General features: G+C 35.5%; 31 protein-coding genes. 21 read left to right on the top strand and 10 right to left on the bottom strand.

Annotated features, from left to right (window positions below; all coding sequences use genetic code 11):
- The 3 genes from ACW8TM_RS05010 to ACW8TM_RS05000 form a co-directional block, all read left to right on the top strand.
- Positions 1–219, top strand: a 219-nt coding sequence (locus ACW8TM_RS05010; RefSeq protein WP_491532186.1) for an antitoxin family protein, incomplete at its 5' end; no start/stop codon positions are given.
- 193 nt (positions 220–412) lie between these two features.
- A complete protein-coding gene (locus ACW8TM_RS05005) occupies positions 413–658 on the top strand; it encodes an AbrB/MazE/SpoVT family DNA-binding domain-containing protein (protein ID WP_491532185.1) in 246 nt (81 codons plus the stop codon).
- The gene (locus ACW8TM_RS05000) at positions 634–1,065 is read left to right on the top strand and encodes a type II toxin-antitoxin system VapC family toxin (RefSeq protein WP_491532184.1); all 432 of its coding nucleotides are present in this window, start codon (positions 634–636) and stop codon (positions 1,063–1,065) included. The genes ACW8TM_RS05005 and ACW8TM_RS05000 overlap by 25 nt, the downstream gene beginning before the upstream one ends.
- Positions 1,066–1,325: 260 nt before the next feature.
- On the opposite strand, the gene ACW8TM_RS04995 is transcribed toward ACW8TM_RS05000, so the two are convergent.
- Together ACW8TM_RS04995 and ACW8TM_RS04990 are read right to left on the bottom strand one after the other, a co-directional pair.
- Positions 1,326–1,715: a type II toxin-antitoxin system VapC family toxin gene (locus tag ACW8TM_RS04995; RefSeq protein WP_491532183.1), complete on the bottom strand. Its 390-nt coding sequence runs from the start codon at positions 1,713–1,715 to the stop codon at positions 1,326–1,328.
- Positions 1,697–1,939 (bottom strand): hypothetical protein, encoded by a 243-nt coding sequence (locus ACW8TM_RS04990; RefSeq protein ID WP_491532182.1) that lies wholly within the window; start codon positions 1,937–1,939, stop codon positions 1,697–1,699. The genes ACW8TM_RS04995 and ACW8TM_RS04990 overlap by 19 nt, the downstream gene beginning before the upstream one ends.
- A gap of 795 nt (positions 1,940–2,734) precedes the next feature.
- Here ACW8TM_RS04990 and ACW8TM_RS04985 point away from each other — a divergent pair.
- Both ACW8TM_RS04985 and ACW8TM_RS04980 read left to right on the top strand, forming a co-directional pair.
- Positions 2,735–2,983: a hypothetical protein gene (locus ACW8TM_RS04985; protein ID WP_491532181.1), complete on the top strand. Its 249-nt coding sequence runs from the start codon at positions 2,735–2,737 to the stop codon at positions 2,981–2,983.
- Positions 2,965–3,405, top strand: coding sequence for a type II toxin-antitoxin system VapC family toxin (locus ACW8TM_RS04980; RefSeq protein ID WP_491532180.1), 441 nt, complete (start codon positions 2,965–2,967; stop codon positions 3,403–3,405). The genes ACW8TM_RS04985 and ACW8TM_RS04980 overlap by 19 nt, the downstream gene beginning before the upstream one ends.
- A gap of 459 nt (positions 3,406–3,864) precedes the next feature.
- On the opposite strand, the gene ACW8TM_RS04975 is transcribed toward ACW8TM_RS04980, so the two are convergent.
- A complete protein-coding gene (locus tag ACW8TM_RS04975) occupies positions 3,865–4,290 on the bottom strand; it encodes a type II toxin-antitoxin system VapC family toxin (protein ID WP_491532179.1) in 426 nt (141 codons plus the stop codon).
- Positions 4,277–4,507 carry an AbrB/MazE/SpoVT family DNA-binding domain-containing protein gene (locus ACW8TM_RS04970; RefSeq protein WP_491532178.1) on the bottom strand — a complete coding sequence of 77 codons (231 nt, stop codon included), beginning with the start codon at positions 4,505–4,507 and terminating at the stop codon, positions 4,277–4,279. The genes ACW8TM_RS04975 and ACW8TM_RS04970 overlap by 14 nt, the downstream gene beginning before the upstream one ends.
- A gap of 705 nt (positions 4,508–5,212) precedes the next feature.
- Here ACW8TM_RS04970 and ACW8TM_RS04965 point away from each other — a divergent pair.
- The 3 genes from ACW8TM_RS04965 (at position 5,213) to ACW8TM_RS04955 (ending at position 6,243) form a co-directional block, all read left to right on the top strand.
- Complete coding sequence (locus tag ACW8TM_RS04965; RefSeq protein ID WP_491532177.1) at positions 5,213–5,338, top strand: hypothetical protein; 126 nt, start codon at positions 5,213–5,215, stop codon at positions 5,336–5,338.
- Positions 5,339–5,420: 82 nt separating this feature from the next.
- Positions 5,421–5,741 carry a UPF0175 family protein gene (locus ACW8TM_RS04960; RefSeq protein ID WP_491532176.1) on the top strand — a complete coding sequence of 107 codons (321 nt, stop codon included), beginning with the start codon at positions 5,421–5,423 and terminating at the stop codon, positions 5,739–5,741.
- Positions 5,713–6,243 (top strand): PIN domain-containing protein, encoded by a 531-nt coding sequence (locus ACW8TM_RS04955; RefSeq protein ID WP_491532175.1) that lies wholly within the window; start codon positions 5,713–5,715, stop codon positions 6,241–6,243. The genes ACW8TM_RS04960 and ACW8TM_RS04955 overlap by 29 nt, the downstream gene beginning before the upstream one ends.
- 76 nt (positions 6,244–6,319) lie before the next feature.
- On the opposite strand, the gene nadC is transcribed toward ACW8TM_RS04955, so the two are convergent.
- Together nadC and nadA are read right to left on the bottom strand one after the other, a co-directional pair.
- The gene (gene nadC / locus ACW8TM_RS04950; RefSeq protein WP_491532174.1) at positions 6,320–7,174 is read right to left on the bottom strand and encodes a carboxylating nicotinate-nucleotide diphosphorylase; all 855 of its coding nucleotides are present in this window, start codon (positions 7,172–7,174) and stop codon (positions 6,320–6,322) included.
- On the bottom strand, positions 7,159–8,103 hold the full coding sequence (gene nadA / locus ACW8TM_RS04945; RefSeq protein WP_491532173.1) for a quinolinate synthase NadA: 945 nt from the start codon (positions 8,101–8,103) through the stop codon (positions 7,159–7,161). The genes nadC and nadA overlap by 16 nt, the downstream gene beginning before the upstream one ends.
- Before the next feature lie 99 nt (positions 8,104–8,202).
- On the opposite strand from nadA, the gene ACW8TM_RS04940 reads away from it, so the two are divergent.
- The 3 genes from ACW8TM_RS04940 (at position 8,203) to ACW8TM_RS04930 (ending at position 10,200) form a co-directional block, all read left to right on the top strand.
- Positions 8,203–9,216: an N-acetylmuramoyl-L-alanine amidase gene (locus ACW8TM_RS04940; RefSeq protein WP_491532172.1), complete on the top strand. Its 1,014-nt coding sequence runs from the start codon at positions 8,203–8,205 to the stop codon at positions 9,214–9,216.
- 160 nt (positions 9,217–9,376) lie between these two features.
- Positions 9,377–9,778, top strand: a complete 402-nt coding sequence (locus ACW8TM_RS04935) for a HEPN domain-containing protein (RefSeq protein WP_491532171.1) — start codon at positions 9,377–9,379, stop codon at positions 9,776–9,778.
- Positions 9,751–10,200, top strand: a complete 450-nt coding sequence (locus tag ACW8TM_RS04930) for a nucleotidyltransferase domain-containing protein (RefSeq protein WP_491532170.1) — start codon at positions 9,751–9,753, stop codon at positions 10,198–10,200. The genes ACW8TM_RS04935 and ACW8TM_RS04930 overlap by 28 nt, the downstream gene beginning before the upstream one ends.
- A gap of 48 nt (positions 10,201–10,248) precedes the next feature.
- On the opposite strand, the gene ACW8TM_RS04925 is transcribed toward ACW8TM_RS04930, so the two are convergent.
- The gene (locus ACW8TM_RS04925; protein WP_491532169.1) at positions 10,249–10,692 is read right to left on the bottom strand and encodes a type II toxin-antitoxin system VapC family toxin; all 444 of its coding nucleotides are present in this window, start codon (positions 10,690–10,692) and stop codon (positions 10,249–10,251) included.
- Positions 10,689–10,976: a DUF6364 family protein gene (locus tag ACW8TM_RS04920; protein WP_491532168.1), complete on the bottom strand. Its 288-nt coding sequence runs from the start codon at positions 10,974–10,976 to the stop codon at positions 10,689–10,691. The genes ACW8TM_RS04925 and ACW8TM_RS04920 overlap by 4 nt, the downstream gene beginning before the upstream one ends.
- 294 nt (positions 10,977–11,270) lie before the next feature.
- Here ACW8TM_RS04920 and ACW8TM_RS04915 point away from each other — a divergent pair, with 294 nt between their 5' ends.
- From ACW8TM_RS04915 to ACW8TM_RS04895, 5 genes are all read left to right on the top strand, one after another.
- Positions 11,271–11,441, top strand: a complete 171-nt coding sequence (locus ACW8TM_RS04915; protein WP_491532167.1) for a hypothetical protein — start codon at positions 11,271–11,273, stop codon at positions 11,439–11,441.
- A gap of 81 nt (positions 11,442–11,522) precedes the next feature.
- On the top strand, positions 11,523–11,783 hold the full coding sequence (locus ACW8TM_RS04910; RefSeq protein WP_491532166.1) for a hypothetical protein: 261 nt from the start codon (positions 11,523–11,525) through the stop codon (positions 11,781–11,783).
- Complete coding sequence (locus ACW8TM_RS04905; protein WP_491532165.1) at positions 11,752–11,913, top strand: PIN domain-containing protein; 162 nt, start codon at positions 11,752–11,754, stop codon at positions 11,911–11,913. The genes ACW8TM_RS04910 and ACW8TM_RS04905 overlap by 32 nt, the downstream gene beginning before the upstream one ends.
- Before the next feature lie 375 nt (positions 11,914–12,288).
- Positions 12,289–12,516 carry a hypothetical protein gene (locus ACW8TM_RS04900; protein ID WP_491532164.1) on the top strand — a complete coding sequence of 76 codons (228 nt, stop codon included), beginning with the start codon at positions 12,289–12,291 and terminating at the stop codon, positions 12,514–12,516.
- 6 nt (positions 12,517–12,522) lie between these two features.
- Complete coding sequence (locus ACW8TM_RS04895) at positions 12,523–12,960, top strand: type II toxin-antitoxin system VapC family toxin (protein ID WP_491532187.1); 438 nt, start codon at positions 12,523–12,525, stop codon at positions 12,958–12,960.
- A 359-nt stretch (positions 12,961–13,319) separates the two neighbouring features.
- Here the strand turns inward: ACW8TM_RS04895 and ACW8TM_RS04890 are convergent, their stop codons facing one another.
- The gene (locus ACW8TM_RS04890) at positions 13,320–13,835 is read right to left on the bottom strand and encodes a flavin reductase family protein (RefSeq protein ID WP_491532163.1); all 516 of its coding nucleotides are present in this window, start codon (positions 13,833–13,835) and stop codon (positions 13,320–13,322) included.
- Positions 13,836–14,045: 210 nt separating this feature from the next.
- Between ACW8TM_RS04890 and ACW8TM_RS04885 the strand changes: the two genes are divergently transcribed.
- Positions 14,046–14,264 (top strand): hypothetical protein, encoded by a 219-nt coding sequence (locus tag ACW8TM_RS04885; RefSeq protein ID WP_491532162.1) that lies wholly within the window; start codon positions 14,046–14,048, stop codon positions 14,262–14,264.
- 279 nt (positions 14,265–14,543) lie between these two features.
- Here ACW8TM_RS04885 and ACW8TM_RS04880 read toward each other — a convergent pair whose 3' ends face one another.
- Positions 14,544–14,918, bottom strand: coding sequence for an aspartyl protease family protein (locus ACW8TM_RS04880; RefSeq protein ID WP_491532161.1), 375 nt, complete (start codon positions 14,916–14,918; stop codon positions 14,544–14,546).
- Positions 14,919–15,423: 505 nt separating this feature from the next.
- On the opposite strand from ACW8TM_RS04880, the gene ACW8TM_RS04875 reads away from it, so the two are divergent.
- The 4 genes from ACW8TM_RS04875 to ACW8TM_RS04860 all read left to right on the top strand — a co-directional run bounded on the left by ACW8TM_RS04875 (position 15,424) and on the right by ACW8TM_RS04860 (position 17,272).
- On the top strand, positions 15,424–15,663 hold the full coding sequence (locus tag ACW8TM_RS04875) for a type II toxin-antitoxin system VapB family antitoxin (protein WP_491532160.1): 240 nt from the start codon (positions 15,424–15,426) through the stop codon (positions 15,661–15,663).
- The gene (locus ACW8TM_RS04870; RefSeq protein ID WP_491532159.1) at positions 15,647–15,916 is read left to right on the top strand and encodes a type II toxin-antitoxin system VapC family toxin; all 270 of its coding nucleotides are present in this window, start codon (positions 15,647–15,649) and stop codon (positions 15,914–15,916) included. Before ACW8TM_RS04875 ends, ACW8TM_RS04870 begins: the two co-directional genes overlap by 17 nt.
- Before the next feature lie 202 nt (positions 15,917–16,118).
- Entirely contained in the window at positions 16,119–16,274 is a 156-nt protein-coding gene (locus tag ACW8TM_RS04865) for a hypothetical protein (RefSeq protein ID WP_491532158.1), read from the top strand.
- Positions 16,238–17,272 (top strand): transposase family protein, encoded by a 1,035-nt coding sequence (locus tag ACW8TM_RS04860; protein WP_491532157.1) that lies wholly within the window; start codon positions 16,238–16,240, stop codon positions 17,270–17,272. Before ACW8TM_RS04865 ends, ACW8TM_RS04860 begins: the two co-directional genes overlap by 37 nt.
- The last annotated feature ends 10 nt before the right edge of the window (positions 17,273–17,282 follow it).

Genomic DNA, 17,282 nt, shown 5'->3' with positions numbered 1-17,282 from the left:
GCTGATGATTTATTTGGTGTTGTTATGATTAGAATTGTTGAGGCTGTTTATGAGAATGGTGTTTTGAAGCTTTTAGAGAAGCTTGGTCTTAGGGAGGGTCAGAGGGTTAGGGTGAGGATTGAGGAGAGTATTGTTGATATTATACGTCGTTATCGTGATGAGTGTGGAGTGAAATTGTCCACAGAGGATATTGAATCATACTTGGCTGAGAGACGGTAGGCCTCATGATTGTAATTGACGTCTCCTTAAGGTTTGATTGGTAGGAGAAACGGGTTGAAATTGAAGTTGTTGTGGAACGTTTAAGTATTCTGTTTTATAGAGAGCTTTTTGATCTGTTATGAGGGTTGGGTTTGGAATGGTTTTGTGGGAATTTTTAAATATGTGGGAAATTTATTTTTAGTGGGTGTTTTTAATGGTGATAGTTAGAGTTGATGAGAAGGGTCGTATTCTTATTCCTAAAAAGATTAGAGAGATGGTTAATGTTAGAGAAGGGGATTATGTTTCTATTAGGGTTGAGGGGAGAAGTGTGATTATTCAACCCATAGAGTCTCTTGCTGAAAAATTTTTTGGAGCCTTTAAGATTGCTAGGTGGCCGGAGGATTTAGATGAATTTATGGTTAGGGTGATTAGGGAGTGGTGGATGTCAAAAGATATGTAGATGTCAATGTTTTTATTTACTGGTTAGGCAATCATCCAATCTATGGTGAAACAGCTTATAGGTGGATAAGTTTAATTGAAAGGAGTTCTCGAGGGAAATATGTAACTTCAAGTCTAACTCTATATGAGTTACTTGTAATCATGGCGGGTTTAACAGGTAGAAACTTAAGAGATGAAAAGTTTATTGAAAGTATTGTTGATGCAGTAACACATCTTAAGGGCTTAGTAATTGTTAAGCTGGAGGCTGAGGATTATCTTCGAGCTATTGAGTTGATGAAGAAATTTAATCTTGATTATGAAGACTCATTACATCTTTCAGTAGCTCTGAAGATTAATGCCAAGGAAGTAATAACAAATGACACTGACTTCGATAATACTCCTCTAAAGAGAGTCTTTGATAAGCCTTGACTTCCCTAATAACTCCATTACAAAAGCAACGCCATAAAGCTCCCTACTTTAGTGGGTAGTGTCAATGGTGCAATTATAGGTTTTCTTCTCCTTTATTTTCTAATTGTAGTTGTATTTCCATAGATGCGTATAATAGGGCTTTGGAGGAAGCTGAGTTAATAGTGAAGAGAAGAGATGAAATATAGGTTTATTATTAACTCCTCTCAATACTTTGAACTAGGTAGCATATGTGTTTTCTATTTGGATATACTTGATGTGTTCTAGTTTTCTTTAAAAATTTCCAGTCCATATTTTATTAGTCTTTGATAATGCTTTTTGTTTTTAGTCCATAGTGGCGCTTTTCTTGTAATGGCTGTGGCTGCTATTATTAGGTCTCTTGCTTCTATGGTTTTTCCTTTTCTCATTAGATCGGCTTCTATTTCTGCTGATTTATCAGCTATTTCTTTGGTTATTGGAATTACTTCTATGTATTCATCAATTAGGGTTTTTAATTCTATTCTTCCAATTCTATAGACTCCAACCATGAATTCGAAGTAGACGATGGCTGAGATTTTTAAGTCATGTTGCTCTAGGATTTCTATTATCTTGTTTATTGATTTCTTTTCTATTAAGTCGATGAGTGTATCGGTGTCTAAGTGAACTTCGCCCATTTTAGTTTTCTTACCTCCTCTATTTTTTCTCTCAACTCTTCAAATCCTCCTTTTCTTCGTATTTCCTTGATTTTTTCTGCGAAATCTAGAGCTTTCATTTTTCTATAGTGAAGTATGAGTTTGCTTATTGTTTCTCCTAGACCTTTAGCTTTAAGTTCTCTTTTTATTTTTTCAAGTTCTTCAACAATATTTTTACGTAGAGTTATTGTAGTGTATTTACTCATATAACAATTTATAAATTTATAAATATATAAATTTTAATTACTTCTAAAGTCTATTCGCTATATATTCATCTCAATCACCATATGTTAATTGTTAGGTTTTAATTTACATATAAGATGGCGAGGAGGGGAGGTGAAATATAGGATTATAATTTCAAGAACTTATGAGGGAGTTGAAGTGGGAATTTTTATTGATGATATTTAAAGTTTTGAGTTGGGTGGTGGATTAGTATGCTTCTCTAATATTTCTCTTGCTTTTTAATGGCTTCTATGTAGATTTCTTCTCTTAGTCTGAAGCCCTGTTTTGCTAGGTTGCTTAGTGCTTCTAGGAAGTTATTTAGATTTATTTCTCTTATTTCTAGGGCTTTTAGTAGTATGGCTATTTGACCTTTCCATTTACCTTTATGATGTATTCTTTACTTACATCTAAATTGTTCACCCTTTACGTTAAGAATAAATTGTTTGAGAGATGATTTCTTTAGGGTATTTTGAAGGTTTCCATGTTTCTTATTCTATTTTCTTAACTTTTCTTTTATTAGGATGCATCTTTATTGTTTGATTTAGTTTTCATGTAGATTCCTTGTAGGCAGTTGGTATTAAGTAATATGTTGTGTTGCTCATATTTTCTTAAATTGCTTTCTCTCCTTCATTCATTGAGATTATCTTTATGGTTTCTGTTAACGATTGTGATGGAATTTTAAATGTCTGTAGTTCACCTTTTATTCTTCCTGTTTAGTACTGTTTTAGATTTAGTAATATTTATATTACATTACCTGTAATACATTCTTGGTGTTTGAGTTGAGTGTTGTTGTTAGTTTTAGGATTGATAGGGAGTTAAAGCGTAGGATGGATGAGCTTAAGCATATTAATTGGAGTGAGGTTGTGAGGAGAGCTATTGCCGAGGTTGTTGCAAGGGAGATGGCTTGTAGGGGAGAGAAGGATTTCGTTAGGATTAGGAGAGCTGTGTTGCAGTCAAAAATTTTGTCGCGTAGGGTTGAGGGTTGGAGTAGTGTGGAGGAGATTAGGCGGTGGAGAGAGCGAAGATAGTTGCTGATGCATCTGTCATCTGTAAATGGTTTGTCGAGGAGGATTTTTCCAGGGAGGCTGGACTCCTCAGAGATGCCTATGCAAGCGGCTTAATTGACATAGTGGTTCCCAGCCTACTGTACTATGAAATTCTCAATGCTTTGAAGTATTCTGGTGAGTTTGGTGAGGATGAATTAAAGGAGATTGCCAAAGTATTGGAGGATTATCAGTTCACCGAGTTCAGCTTGAAGGGAAGTGTCGCCTTGACTGCCATTGAGATTGCTATGAAGAGGGGGTTAACCTTATATGATGCATCCTATGTTGCACTAGCCTACGAGCTAGATACTATACTATACACGGCTGATGATAAGTTAATTAGAAAAATTGGCGACACTGAAAGGGTTAAACATATTAGATACTTTGAAGTCTCCCATGATGCCTAGAAAACTGTTTCATTTTCAATAGTTTACATGAGGGCTTTTAGGGATAAGTTGATCACTTCAAGATTATTAGAGGTGAACATTACGTCAAATATGCTAAAGTTTCTTCTCGATGAGAATATTCCTAGACTGATTAAAATTTTCTAGAGTCAAAAAGCCATATAGCTGAATATTCGCCAAAGGATTTGAAGAATAGAAAATTAGCTCCCTTAACTATAAGTAAAGAGACGTGATAATAAACTTTTCATTAATTAAGTTTTAAGTTCAATTAATTATTAGTCTAACAACATACTCCTCTTTAATTATTTGATTATATTTAAATAATCTATTATAATGTGAAGGGATGCTGTTATAATTCGTTTATGCTGTGTGTTTCTATTATTTTTTCTGCTTTTCTACGTAGTTCTTCTTCAGTTATTAGTGGTTCTGTTATATTTTTCTTTGTTTATCTTGTGTTGGATTTTAATTTATTTGGGTGATTCTTTTTATTCCTTCTAGTTTATCGAAGTCTTTGTCGAAGGAGTATATTTCCCTTACCTTGTTTTCCAGCATCACTATGTATACTATTGCATCATTTAATCCTATTATCTTGTTTTTAGCTACTTTTAGGGCTTTTAAACAGTTTTTCTTTGTAACTTCATATATTTTTATGTTTGGAGCATATAGTAGGAATTCCTCAACTTGTAATGCATCTTCTAATGCCATGTAGTTTTCCAGTATATTTGAGATTTCAGCTAGCTGTATTACAGTTAAGCCAACTTTTTCGCCTTCATTTATTTTCTTCACTATTGCTTTGGCTGATTCTTTTATTTTTATTTCATGTGGTTTAAGTTTTCTTTTAGGTTTTATGAATGCATGGACAAAGACGCTTGTATCAACGAATTTCAAGTAGTTCCCTCCTCACAGACTTCCAGTCGGAGAGGTCTGATTTAATTTCAGTTTCAATTGAGTCGAAGAACTTGGTTAGGTCTGGGAGTTTAAGAGGTTCTATTATTATCTTTTCACCTTCTATTCTCAATATGATTCTTCTTTTCTTAGCATGTTTTTGTCTCCATTTTTTGGGTAATACCACTCTTCCTTGCTTGTCTATAATTTTAATTTCCATTTTAGATTTCATACCAATAAAGTTTAATTGGTAATATTTATTTCTTCCTATTTTAAATCACTATAATTTCTCTCCAGCTTTCAATGAACCACTCCTAGTTTATAGTAGGATGAGAATAGTTTTAATCATGAATTTAGCCATAATTCTCATCAGCCCAACCCTAACATAATTAATTCAGCCCCTAAAGTTAGTAGAGCTCCGTCACCAGTATGGATAGACGCAATAAGAATACCATTAACCTCACTCTAAATCCTATCATTTATTACATCTAGAGTTTAATGGAGGTGTTGTGACGAAAATTCACATACAGTTTTATATTTGAGAAATCGAAGCAAATTTTTAATTTCATTTCAGAAGTTTTTACTGTTTTTCTTTTTGAGACGAAATATTTGAATTCAAGTTATATGGATAGTTTTCTTTGGTTCATCGAGTAAGCTGTATTTTCTGTATACCATAAATTCCACCCTTTAATTGCTCATGGAGACTAAGAAATGCAGGGCCTCTTGAACTTAAGGAGAAGGTTAAGGATAAACCTGAACCAGAAGGTTTAGTTTCATTAGATGAGTCTGGATGGGAGTATGTGGGTAGAGGTTTAATGTCTAAGAGGTTTGCCGACAAGCTTAAGCGTTCATACTCTTGATAGTCTTGAAAAGCCCTATGAACTTAGAACAGCCGATAGGGAGGTAAGCTGAGGATCATAGAATATTGCAGAGTCAGCGTCTTCTTCTAAGGGAGAAGATGCAGGGTGGCGCTGTGTTTGAAGTAGCTGAAAACTTGAGAGGAGATATAGACTTGATTATAGGTAGATTTCCTATTGAGATTGAGTTGTAGATTTAGTATTGTTAATTGACTTAGGAGTGGTTTAGGAAGATTTATATGTGTGCGATGGATTCTATTGTGTACGGTATTTAAAATGCCTCTTAAATCGGTTACTGCCAGGTTACCAGTTGAAATGCTTAGGGAGATTGAAGAGATGGCGAAGAGAGAGAAGGTCGATCGCTCTGAGCTTATTAGACGATTATTGGCCTTTGCAATTCGACATAGGAGGATTGAGGAGGCTTTAAAGCTTTATCGTGAGGGTAGAGTAACTCTTTGGAGGGCTGCTGAGATGGCTGGTGTTTCTCTTCGAGAGATTATGGAGCTGGCTAGGGTGAAACGTATACCAGTACCATATACGTTAGAGGATCTTAGGCGTGATATAGCATATGTTAGACAGAAAACCAGTAATATGTAATAGTAGTCCATTAATTTGGTTGGCTAAAATTGGTAAGTTAAAGCTTTTAAGAGAGCTCTTTGGAGAAGTTATTATTCCAAGAAGGGTGTATGATGAAGCAGTCTTAGATAAGGGGTATGCTGATTCCATTTTAATTGAAAAAGCTGTTAAGGATGGATGGATTAAAGTTTTGGAGGTGGAAATTGAGGAGGCTAGGGTTCTCGCTAATAGATCTGGAGTACATGTAGGTGAGGCAGAAGCAATCCTCTTAGCCCAAAAAATGAATGCAGAGTTAATTATTGATGAAAGAGAGGGGTCGGCTACTGCTCAAATATTCGGCGTTAGACCTATAGGCACAGTAGCAGTACTACTTTTAGCCTTAAGTAGAGGGAATTTGACTTTTAAAGAGTTTAAGGAGTGTTTAGATAGCCTTGTAACCTCTGGCTTTTGGCTTTCCATAGATGTATATAATAGGGCTTTGGAGGAAGCTGAGTTAATAGCGAAGAAAAGAGGTGAAATATAGGATTACACTTATATTTATTTTGTTAGGTTGGCTTAGGGTTTTATCTGTGATGGAGGGTTTATTATTCCAATATGCTTCATCTAATCACCTTGGAGATTTCTAGGCTTAAGTCTAGTGCTGGTGCTGAATGGGTCATCCAGCCGCAGCTTATTATGTCAATGTCATATTTCAAGTATTTGTCAATGTTGTTTAATGTTATTCCTCCTGAGACTTCAATTAACACTTTTTCTCTTAAGCCTTTTTCTTTAAGTTTTTTGATGGTTTTTTCCACTTGGCTGGGTGTGAAGTTGTCGAGCATTATGATGTCTGCTCCAGCTTCAGCTGCTTTGATTGCATGGGTGACTGTGTTGACTTCTACTTCAATTTTTCTTGTGAAGCTTGTTTTTTCTTTAGCTATTTTAATGGCTTCCTCTATGTTTTCTATGATTTTTAAATGGTTGTCTTTTATTATGATCATGTCGCTTAGACTTAGTCTATGGGTGTCTCCTCCTCCAATACTTACAGCTTTTTTCGCGAAGCATCTTAAGCCTGGCATTGTTTTTCTAGTGGCTGCTATTTTTACTTTTGAGTTTATTTTTCTAGCTTTTTTTATTAGCTTGGCTGTTGCTGTAGCTATTCCACAGCAATACATTAATAGGTTGATGAGGGTTCTTTCAATGGCAAGTATTTTCTTTGCATTACCAGTAATTTTTATTAGCTTAGAGTTTGCCTTTATTTCTTCTCCATCTTTAATTAGGGCTTCAGCTTTTAAGCCTATTTCATTAATTATTTCTATAACATCGCTTATACATGCTGCAATACCTGGTTTTCTTGCAATTATATAGGCTTCTACTTTTAGGTTTTCAGGTATTAATATTCTACTTGTTTCATCCCAGAAGGGTATGTCTTCTTCTAGCCATTCAATAAATTTCTTGGCTAATATTTTCTCCATGGAATTTCAACTCCTAGGAGTTCAAGTGATTCTTCAAGTGTTTTAAGAACTTTTCTAGCTATTTTGTTGGGGACTTTTACTGGGTGGACCTTGTCTTTTAGGCTTCTATATATTTTTTCAATTGTTATTTTCTTCATGTCTATACATATGGCTGAATTATATGCTGGATAAACAGTTTTATTTGGATTTTCTCTTCTAATTCTATATAGTAGTCCTACTTCTGTTCCTATAATGAAGTATTTATCTCTACTTTCCTTTACATATTTTACCATTTGACTTGTACTTCCTATATGGTCGGCTAGTTCTCTAACATTTCTAGTACATTCAGGATGTACAGTGACTTTAGCTTTAGTTAATTTATTTTTTAGGTTGAGTATATGGCTTGGCTTTATTGAGACATGAACATAGCAGTGTCCATTTTCAGGGACTGGAATAACTTTTTTACCTGTTTTTTCAGCTACATATTCTGCTAAATGTCTGTCGGGGCCGAAAATTATTTCATCTGTCTTTAATTGTGAGATGAGCTTAACAGCACTTGAACTGGTAACTATGTAGTCGGCTTCAGCCTTTACTATGGCTGGTGAATTAACATATAGAATTACGGGGGCTTTGGGATGTTTTCTACGCTGCCTTCTAATATCATCAACACTTATCATTGCAGCCATGGGGCATTTAGCATTTTGATCTGGATGTAAGACATTTCTTTCACGTGCTAATATTGATGCTTGTTCAGCCATGAAATCAACACCTGCAAAGACAATATATTTAGCATTGCTTTTCATGGCTTTAATAGAGAGTTGTAGGCTATCTCCAATATAATCTGCAATGTCTTGAACTTCAGGAAGCTGATAGTTGTGTGCTAGGATTATTGCATTTCTTTCATGTTTAAGTTTAATTATTTTTTCATGTAGCCTTTTATAGGCTGTCATGTCTAATTCCATCCTACATGATTTAAATATTATATAACGTAATAAGCTGTCATGATTTTGACAAACTATGCAGTGGAGTGATATGGGTGGAGGCAAAAAATGCCTAAAGGTATAGGGAATGTCTTCCTCTATATTGGTAAGGGTGGCCCTCATTTAAAGGAGAAAATAGTTAATTCTCTTTTAGCTTTTAATATTGAGTTTATAGATAATTTAGATTTAGGGAGGATTCCTAATTTAGAGGGGTTTGAGGCTGTTATTATTGTTGGTAGTGATGGTGATGTTTTAAAGTTGCTTCAGCAAATGCCAATGAAGCCTATACCTGTATTTCCTATAAGTCCTCCAGGATATACAACTTTTTATTCCTCTATTACGTGGGATGATGTTGAAGTGGGTATTAGTAAGCTTTCAAGGGGTGATTATCAATTAAGCTTTTTTACGAGGATTAAGGCTCTAGTAGATAACTCAAAAACAATATATGCACTTAATGAAATAGCATTGTTTTCCTCTAAAAGTGCAACTCTAATTGAATATACACTAGGTGTAGATGATGAAATTATTTGGAGAGATATGGCTGATGGTGTAATAATTTCGACACCTACAGGTTCTACAGCTTATGCATTCTCTGCTGGAGGCCCCATAGTTATGAAGAATGCTGAAGTCATTATAGTTGTCCCTGTAAACTCTTTAAATCCCATGAGAAGAGCGTTAATTGTTCCTGATAAATCAAAAATATCATTAAAAGATATTAACAGTCTTTTCACATGTGAGGTTATTGCTGACGGTGTTATAAGGACAAAGGTGAGAAGAGAAGTAAATATAGTGAAGGCGGAGTATCCAGCTGTTTTTATTAAGTTAGCTATGAAGCTTAGTGAGGCTATAGAGAAGAAAATTAAGTTAGCTTCTGAAGCTCAAGATATACCGCCAAGTGCTAGATTTATTCTTAAAATGCTTGAAATATATGGTGAAGCAACAACAAAAAATTTAATTAAAATGACAGGGCTTCCTGAGCGAACTGTAAGACATGCTCTTTCAATACTCTTGAAGAAAGGGCTGGTTAGAAGGGTGGTTAATCTTAGGGATCCTCGACAAAGAGTATATAGAGTCTCTAAATAACTTATCAAGCTGTATTAGATTTGTAATAGAATGCTATAAATTTGTGTTTATTCTCCCTATTTTACTCTATAGTTTGACTGTAGGCTTTCTCAGCAATTTTCTGTAAAGTTAAATAGGCTGGCTATTGAATTATAGTTAGTGGTAATGAGTGTGATTATATATGTTTATTAGACGTGAAGCTGAGGAGTGGTGGAAAGAGTCTGGAAAGGATTTGGAGGTTGCAGAGAAATTACTTGAGCATGGATATTATAATTATACTGCATTTCTATCGCATCAAGCAGTTGAAAAGGCATTAAAGGCGTTAATAATTGAAAAACTTAGAGTATTACCCCCTAAGATACATAGTCTATTAGAATTAGCTTCAGCTCTTCATGAAGAGGGAATAAATATCAATGAAATTCTAGATGACTTAAAAGACTTAAATCTACACTATTTAACATCAAGATATCCTGATGCAGCAAATGGAATGCCAAGTGAGATATATTCAAAGAGGATGGCTGAGCAATGTTTAACTATGGCTAGAAGGGTGGTGAAATGGATAGAGAAGTTATTGAAAACTTGAAATATTATGCTAGGAGGCTTAGGGAAGCTGGTATTTCAGTTAAATCAATGGTATTATTTGGATCTAGGGCTAGGGGGAACTACTTAAAAAATAGTGACATAGACATATTAATCATACTTGAAAATATGGAACAAAACTTTCTAGAGCGAATATCAACACTCATGAAATACTGGAATATGTCTTATAGCCTTGAAATATTCCCATACACTATTAATGAGATAATAGATTTGATGAATAAGGGCTCAATAACTATATATGATTCATTTGAATATGGAGTAATAATAGTAGATGATGGAACATTCAAAAAATTAAAGGAAATATTCGATAATGCTCTGGCAAGGGAAATTCTTGGCAGAGATAGGAGGGGATGGTGGAAAATACCTATTGCTATTATATGTAAAAGTAATCGAGAATATTCCTAGTCTGAGGAGAGAATGAATAATATGGGGAGATGAAGGCTAGATACTAAATTATCCCACCTGTATTGTCTCTAATTCTTCGACTTCAGATATCTTGGCTAGCTTCTTGTCGCTAGTTAGGAATTTATGGGCGTTTATGCTTTTTGCAGATGCTACTTGTAATGCATCGGCAATGTATATATGATGTTTAAATACTAGTCTTATAGACTCTCTTATAATCTTTGGTGAAATACTAACTAGAATAGCGTTTCGCATTCTATAGAGCATTTTAAGTTCTCTAAGCATAACTTGGAATACTTTAACAGGGTTTACTCCTATTCTCTCACCATACTTGTTGAAGACTACAGCGGATTCACCAATATTCCAGTAAGAGAAGGCTATGACAATATCCCCTCTATGTGCTTTTTTGAATACCTCGTCAATAATAGGGCTTCCAGCTTCACTGAAATATCTCTTTACTAATACACTAGTATCCAGATAGTAGTACTCGCTCATAAAGACCTCTCACATGTCTCAGCTCTTTGATTCCTAATCTCCCTAACAGCCCTGGCTGCGTCAAATCCTTTAGGCCTAGATTTAGGAATCATTGATGGGTCGAAGGGGTCAAGATTGCTAATGCCTAGTAGGCCAGCTAGTTCATCGATCCACTTTGAAGCTGTTATAGATTCCAGAAACTCTTCAAACATATTGCTTAGACTCTTACCTTCACTCACTAAAATACTTCTAGCCTCTCTTAACAGTTTTTCATCGACGCTGAGAGTAAGTTTCTTCTTACCCATAATACATACACCCGTATATACGTGTATTGGTATTGAGATATAAATTTTCTTCGACCAAATAATGGAATGGGGATTTAGTTTCATCATGATAGTAGTAAAATAGTTTAGTTAATCATTAAAGACATTAGAGAAATAAAATGGGTTCTTAGGGAATTTGATATTATTTCCTTCATGACTAAAGCTTAGGAGACAGTGAATCAGGAACATGCATAAAATATATGCAATCAGCTATAAATTTTGTTAAGTGTATTATGTTAATTAAGGTTCTAAAGTACTTTAGTACTCTAGATAGAAATGAAAGAGAAGAAAGAGGTAATAAAGGTTGAAATTCCCAGGGAGCTTACAGAGAGATTTCGAAGATATGTTGCTGAGAAGTATGGATTTAGGCGAGGAGCTCTTTCTCGGGCAATTGCAGATCTTATTGAAAGGGAGCTTGGAGTTATTGGAAGCCCTCTACTACTATAGACTCTATAGTTGGCTTAGGTTTAAAGTCTGATTTCCAGTGGAGTGGAGAGGATTTAATTGAGGCTTTGAGGAAGAGGTTTCATGTATCTAATAGACGCTAATATAATTCTTGAAGTATTATATAAGAGGGATAGATGGAAGGAATGCTATGCATTCCTAGAGAAAGTTAAGAAAGGTGACATTAAAGCATATATACTTAAATTCACATTGAATGGAATTTCCATAGTTCTCGGTAAGCCTAGCCTTGTGTCGAGATTTCTAATAGAAGTATTGACATGGAGAGGTCTAAGCATAGTTAACATACCTATAAATGAGGAGGCTTATAGCAGCAGAGTTAGCTAAGAGAGTAGAGCTTGACTTTGACGATGGACTACAATACTATTATGCTAAGAGGATGAACTTGATGATAATCAGCTACGATAGAGACTTCGACAAGACAGATTTAAAAAGAGTGGAACCATCAAAACTATAAAATTTATTCTTTTATGTTGACTATTCATCAGTTTAGGGAATTGAATTGACCTAAAAATTTAAGTTGCTATGGCTCCTTAATGCTTCATGGTTTATAGGCTTAATAATTATTCCAGCCTCACTCCTCCTATACATCAAATTCAACATTTTAACTCGAAGCGACCTAACATGAAATTGTAGATGCATTATGGCTTAAATCAATAGCCGATAAAATTTATAATCGATTTAAAGATGTTATAAACAAGCTCTTCCAATAACTTTACTTATATTGCTCTCCCTTGTATGTATGTGCTGCTTATCATGAGTTTTCATGATTTATAAGTGGACTGGGGAGGTTTATTAGTTTTCATATACATTTTGTTTACGGTGGCATTATTTGAGTGTTGTTGTTAGTGTTCGTGTTCCCAGATGGGTTAAGGAGACTCTTGAAGAGTACGGTGTTAATATTTCTGAGTTTATTCGGAGAAAATTAATGGAAGAGGTGGAGAGACTTAGTGAGGAGAAGTTGAGGATGATGATTAGGGAGGTTGCTGAGATGTTGGAGAGTAAGATAGATCCATGTGAATGTGCTAGGATTATTGATGAAGACCGTAAGTCTAGGTGAAGTACTCTGCCATACATTATAGATGCCAGCGTTTACATATCTCTAATAATTGCATTTAAGGGCAAACTTATAGATTGTATGAGGAAGCATAAGCTCCATATACTCGACTTAACACTTTATGAAGTCTTTAATGGTTTATGGAGAGAATGCGTTAGACTCCATAGGATAAGTGTAGGTGAAATGAGGAAGACATGTAGGCTTATAGTTAAGTTGACTAGATACACGATTATGCATAGACTAATCGATCTAGATGTAGAGGATGTTGTTAATGTGGCTGTAGAAAACAACATTACCATATATGATTCATTGTGCATAGCTCTCGCTAAACAATTAAGAATACCTATAGTCAGCAACGATAGTGACATATTAAATTGCGCACCAAAATATGGCATAACCGTCTACGACTTAGACGGCTTTCTTAAAATAATCGCTCATAAACACTAGACAAATGCTACCTGAAAGAGTTAAGCATATTAGTTACTTTGAAGTTTCACATTGATATTTCATAGTTTTGCTATTTGTTTAGGAAATATTTCCTTCATATATTTTGGGGAAGTATGTTGGATTTATTTCCTCTTGGAAGCTTCTTTTAACGAGTTTTTCAGCTCTCTTTCTTCATGATATTTTATTTGGGCAGCTATAATGTTTCTATGATATATGCTGAGAATTCTGCTAACTTGCTAGTATTAGGTAGATTGCCCCTGTAAATTCTCTTGACCTTACACTTATGTTTCCTAGAATCTTAACTGGCTTTCATATAGCCCTGTTCTTGTTCTACTAGCTATTGATGTTGCCATTAATCTCTACTTTAACTCTATTTCTCCTCCTAATTCGTATGGCTTTCTCATATACCATATTGTTGGTTTTCCATTGCTGATTTGATAGGCTTCAACTGCTTTTCCAATTACTATGTAGTGGTCTCCAGCTTCAACTATATTCTCTACAGTGCATTCTATCACTATACTTGCGTCTAGGATTACTGGTGCCTTTATTTTCCTTCCCTTCTCAATCTTTACTCCGCTGACTTTAAATTTGTCGACTTCTCTTCCCGACATACTTCCGAAAATATTTACTGCTTGTTTAATCAATTTTCCCGGCACTATGTTTACTGCAAATTCTTTATATTCTTTGATTAGTTTCCAGGTAAACCTCTTAGGGCTTATGGAGACCATTACTAGTGGAGGATTCCATGAGACTCTTGAAATCCAGGCAACTGTCATTCCATTATACTTGCCATTAACTCCATACTCTCCAACAGTTACTATAACTATTGGGTGTGGGATTTGATTTAGAGCGTAAATTGGATCCAAATTCTCCATTTCAATCACCTTTCATAATTATATGTTGCCATATGCCCTTTAACCGCTTTGCATCCTAATGCTGGGAGTTATTGTAATGCAACCGTCTGGTATGTAATGTAACTTTGTTATTCTGTCTAGAATATCCCTGTGGGAATATTCTGGTGAGAATATGGATAAATTTGTTATTGAGTGATAGGAAGCCGAGTTTTGAGGAGGTGTTACTCGATATTGCATGGTGAGGAGGATATCGACGTCCTCTTACTGGATTGTAGAGGTAGAGCGATTGACGGATTTGAAGTTAAAATTGTCGCCCTAAGTAGTAGTGAAGTTAGAAGAGTTGCTGAGAGGACTAGAAGTTTAGGTATTTCATGTGTAGGGGTTATCAGCTTAGTTGAGAAGCTACCTATACTTCATGGAGTGGACGGGGTTTTGGGCTCGACGAGTTAATAAGGAAAGTTGAGATACTTAGGAGAAAGGAGTGGTTTGGATATGTTTGATTACATTTATAATTTTATGTACTTTGAACATTTTGGATTCTGAAGTTATTCTTTAATGTTCACGTTAATTGGTGTTGAGTTTAGGATAAATTCATAAATGTTATTGTAATAATCTTCAGACAAGAGTCTTCAACTATGTTAGTGATATTGTTGAAGATTAGTAGAGGCTATTGGGGTGATATGCATTTTTATAGATTGACGTATTTTTATTTTCTCTTCTATTTGTTGATTAGTTTGCTGATGTTTCCATTAGTAGTGCTTCTATTGGTTTTAATTTTTTATGTATTGGGTCTGGTGTTAGGCTTAGTTGCTCCATTGTAACTGCCCCTAGTAGATAGATGTCTTCTTCTCCAAATATTACTGGTGTTGCTGTGGCTTTACAGCCTTGAATTTCAATTCCAATTTCACCTAAAGATTTAACTAAGACTCTATTATCTACAAGTTTAACTTTAATTTTTCTAATTGATTTTACACCTAGCTTTTCAAGTAGCTTGGATGGTAGAACTGTATAGGTTGAACCTGTATCGACTAATAGGTTTACTTCAAATTTATTTTCTGGATTTTCTGGATTCCAAATTCTAGCCTTAACCTTAAAGACACCCACTTTTCCAGCACCATTAATAGTAAAACTATCTGAAGATAAAAATCCTGCCCATTAACTATTTATTAACTCTAGCTTCTTTTATAAAGGGGATTGATGAGTCTGGAGGAGATCTATTTAAATTGCTAATTGCTAAACTATATGTTTAATGTGACTTATTTTTCCTAAAGATTTTTAATCCATATTCTGTTACTTTTCGATAATGCCTCTTATTTTTGGTCCATGGTGGCGCTTTCCTTTAATGGCTGTGGTTACTATTATTATTAGATCTCTCGCCTCTATGGTTTCTCTTTTTCTCATGTGATCTGCCTCTATTTCTGCTAATTTGTCAGCTATTTCATTTTCCTGAAATAGTGGGGGTAATGGATTTAGAGGGTTTATGATTACCTTTAATTTGAGATAATTGTTGAATGGTCATTTATTGTAGTATAGTGTTGGTGTTGACTGTTGATTTAGCTGTCTGTCTTGTTAATAAAGTTTATATTTAATGTATTACCGTATTTAATGTATGACTGTAATTACTGTTAGGATTGATGATGAGACGAAGAGGATGATGGAGAAGATTAAGATTAATTGGAGTGAATTCATTAGGAATGCCATTAAAAGTAAAGTGAAGGAGGAGGAAAGGAAGAATTTAGCTAAGGCTGTTCTAATTAATGAAAGATTGAGGAGAAAGAGTGTAGGTGAGGCTAAAGCTGAGGAGATTATAAGAAAGTTTAGGGATGAGCGGTATGGAAGTGGTGGTTGACGCATGCATAGTGGTTAAATGGTTTGTAGATGAGGAGGCTTCAGATAAAGCTCTAAAGTTAAGGGACAAGTATGTTTATGGGGAGATAAGTATTAATGCCCCTGAACTCATATTCTTCGAGGTTTTAAATGCATTATACTATAAGAGGTTGATTTCAGAGGATGAGTTAAAAGAGATCTCAGAGGCATTAGAGGCATATTCTTTCACTCTATATCCCCTTAGAGGAGAGTATGCTGAAAAGAGCTCCTCCTAAAGTGTATCTTTCGATACACTTTAGGGTTCATTACTCCTACATATCCTCCACCCCCGACTGCGGGAGCCAGTCATCCATCCTGACTCCCCTCATCGAAGATAGGTTCATTAGGACTCATAGCCCTCAGGATCTCATCAGGCTCAGTATATACCACTAGTCTTATATACAGAAAGTTATATAAGTTTTTGCTGAGGAGGTGCACGTGGTCAAGAAGACCGTTGTAATTCCCGACGACCTGTGGGAGGAGTTCATGCTTAGAGCAGTTAAGAAGTTCGGCTATTATGGTGCTATAAAAAAGGCAATTAGGGAGGCCATAGAGCTATGGTTGGAAAGGGAGAGGAAGTTAGGACAACAGTAATTGGTAAACTTATCGTAGAAAAGCTGGAGGATAGGGCTTGGCTACTACTACTCATGAGGAAGTTCAGGGAAGCTATCGAAATGGCACACTACCTAATGAAATGTGGGAGAGACGTTAATGAAATTCACAGAAGACTAACTAGATTTCTAAGTAATGGACACTATGCACACTCTGCATACTTAAGAGCACGCCTCTATAAAGAGCAGAAGTACCTTAAACTGAGAAAGCCTCAACTATTCAGTACAGGTAGAGCGTGTGAAAGAGGTAATAGGAATATTAGGTTAATATCGACAGATAGAGTTTTGATAAAAATACCACACTCTAATGGAAAACACAGTTGGTTGGAAGCAGAGACTAGATTCGGGAAGAAATATCTACCACTACTACAGGAGTTGATAGAGAGGAGCAGTAGGGGAGAGATGTCGTACGGTGCTAGTATAGTTTTAAGGGAGAGGAACCGTTTCTACATCCACCTCCACATACCCTTAGAGTCGTACGTGAAACACTTCTCCAAGAGGGTAGAGAATGTAGTAGTCGATCACATCGCATCCTTCGACTTCAATCCTGACAGGGTATGTATGGTCATAGTGGATAAGGATGGTGTACTACTAGATGTTAAAAATGAACACTTCCCTGAAGTCACCTCTCATGGATTCCCTAAAGAAAGAGCAGGACATATAAGAAGAGAGAAACTTGCGAAACTGGTGAAGTATGCTTCAGAGCATGGAGTAAGGCATTTCGTGATAGAGAAACTATCTAAACCCAAGAACAAGGGAAGGAGTAGGAGTACTAGGAGAAAGATATCTAAGTTTACAGTAAGGGAGTACACTAAACAGATGGAGGTACTAGTACATAAGGCAGGAGGAGTACTCTATAGAGTGCATCCAGCTTGGACATCCGTCGATGCCATACCTCTAAGCAGGAAGATCGGTTTAGATGTCCATACTACTTCAGCATATCTACTAGCACTAAGATACATAAGCACTAGAAGATACTAAAGACATTAAA

The organism is Candidatus Culexmicrobium sp., from assembly GCF_058356305.1.
This window is presented reverse-complemented; position numbering and strand designations above follow the sequence as displayed.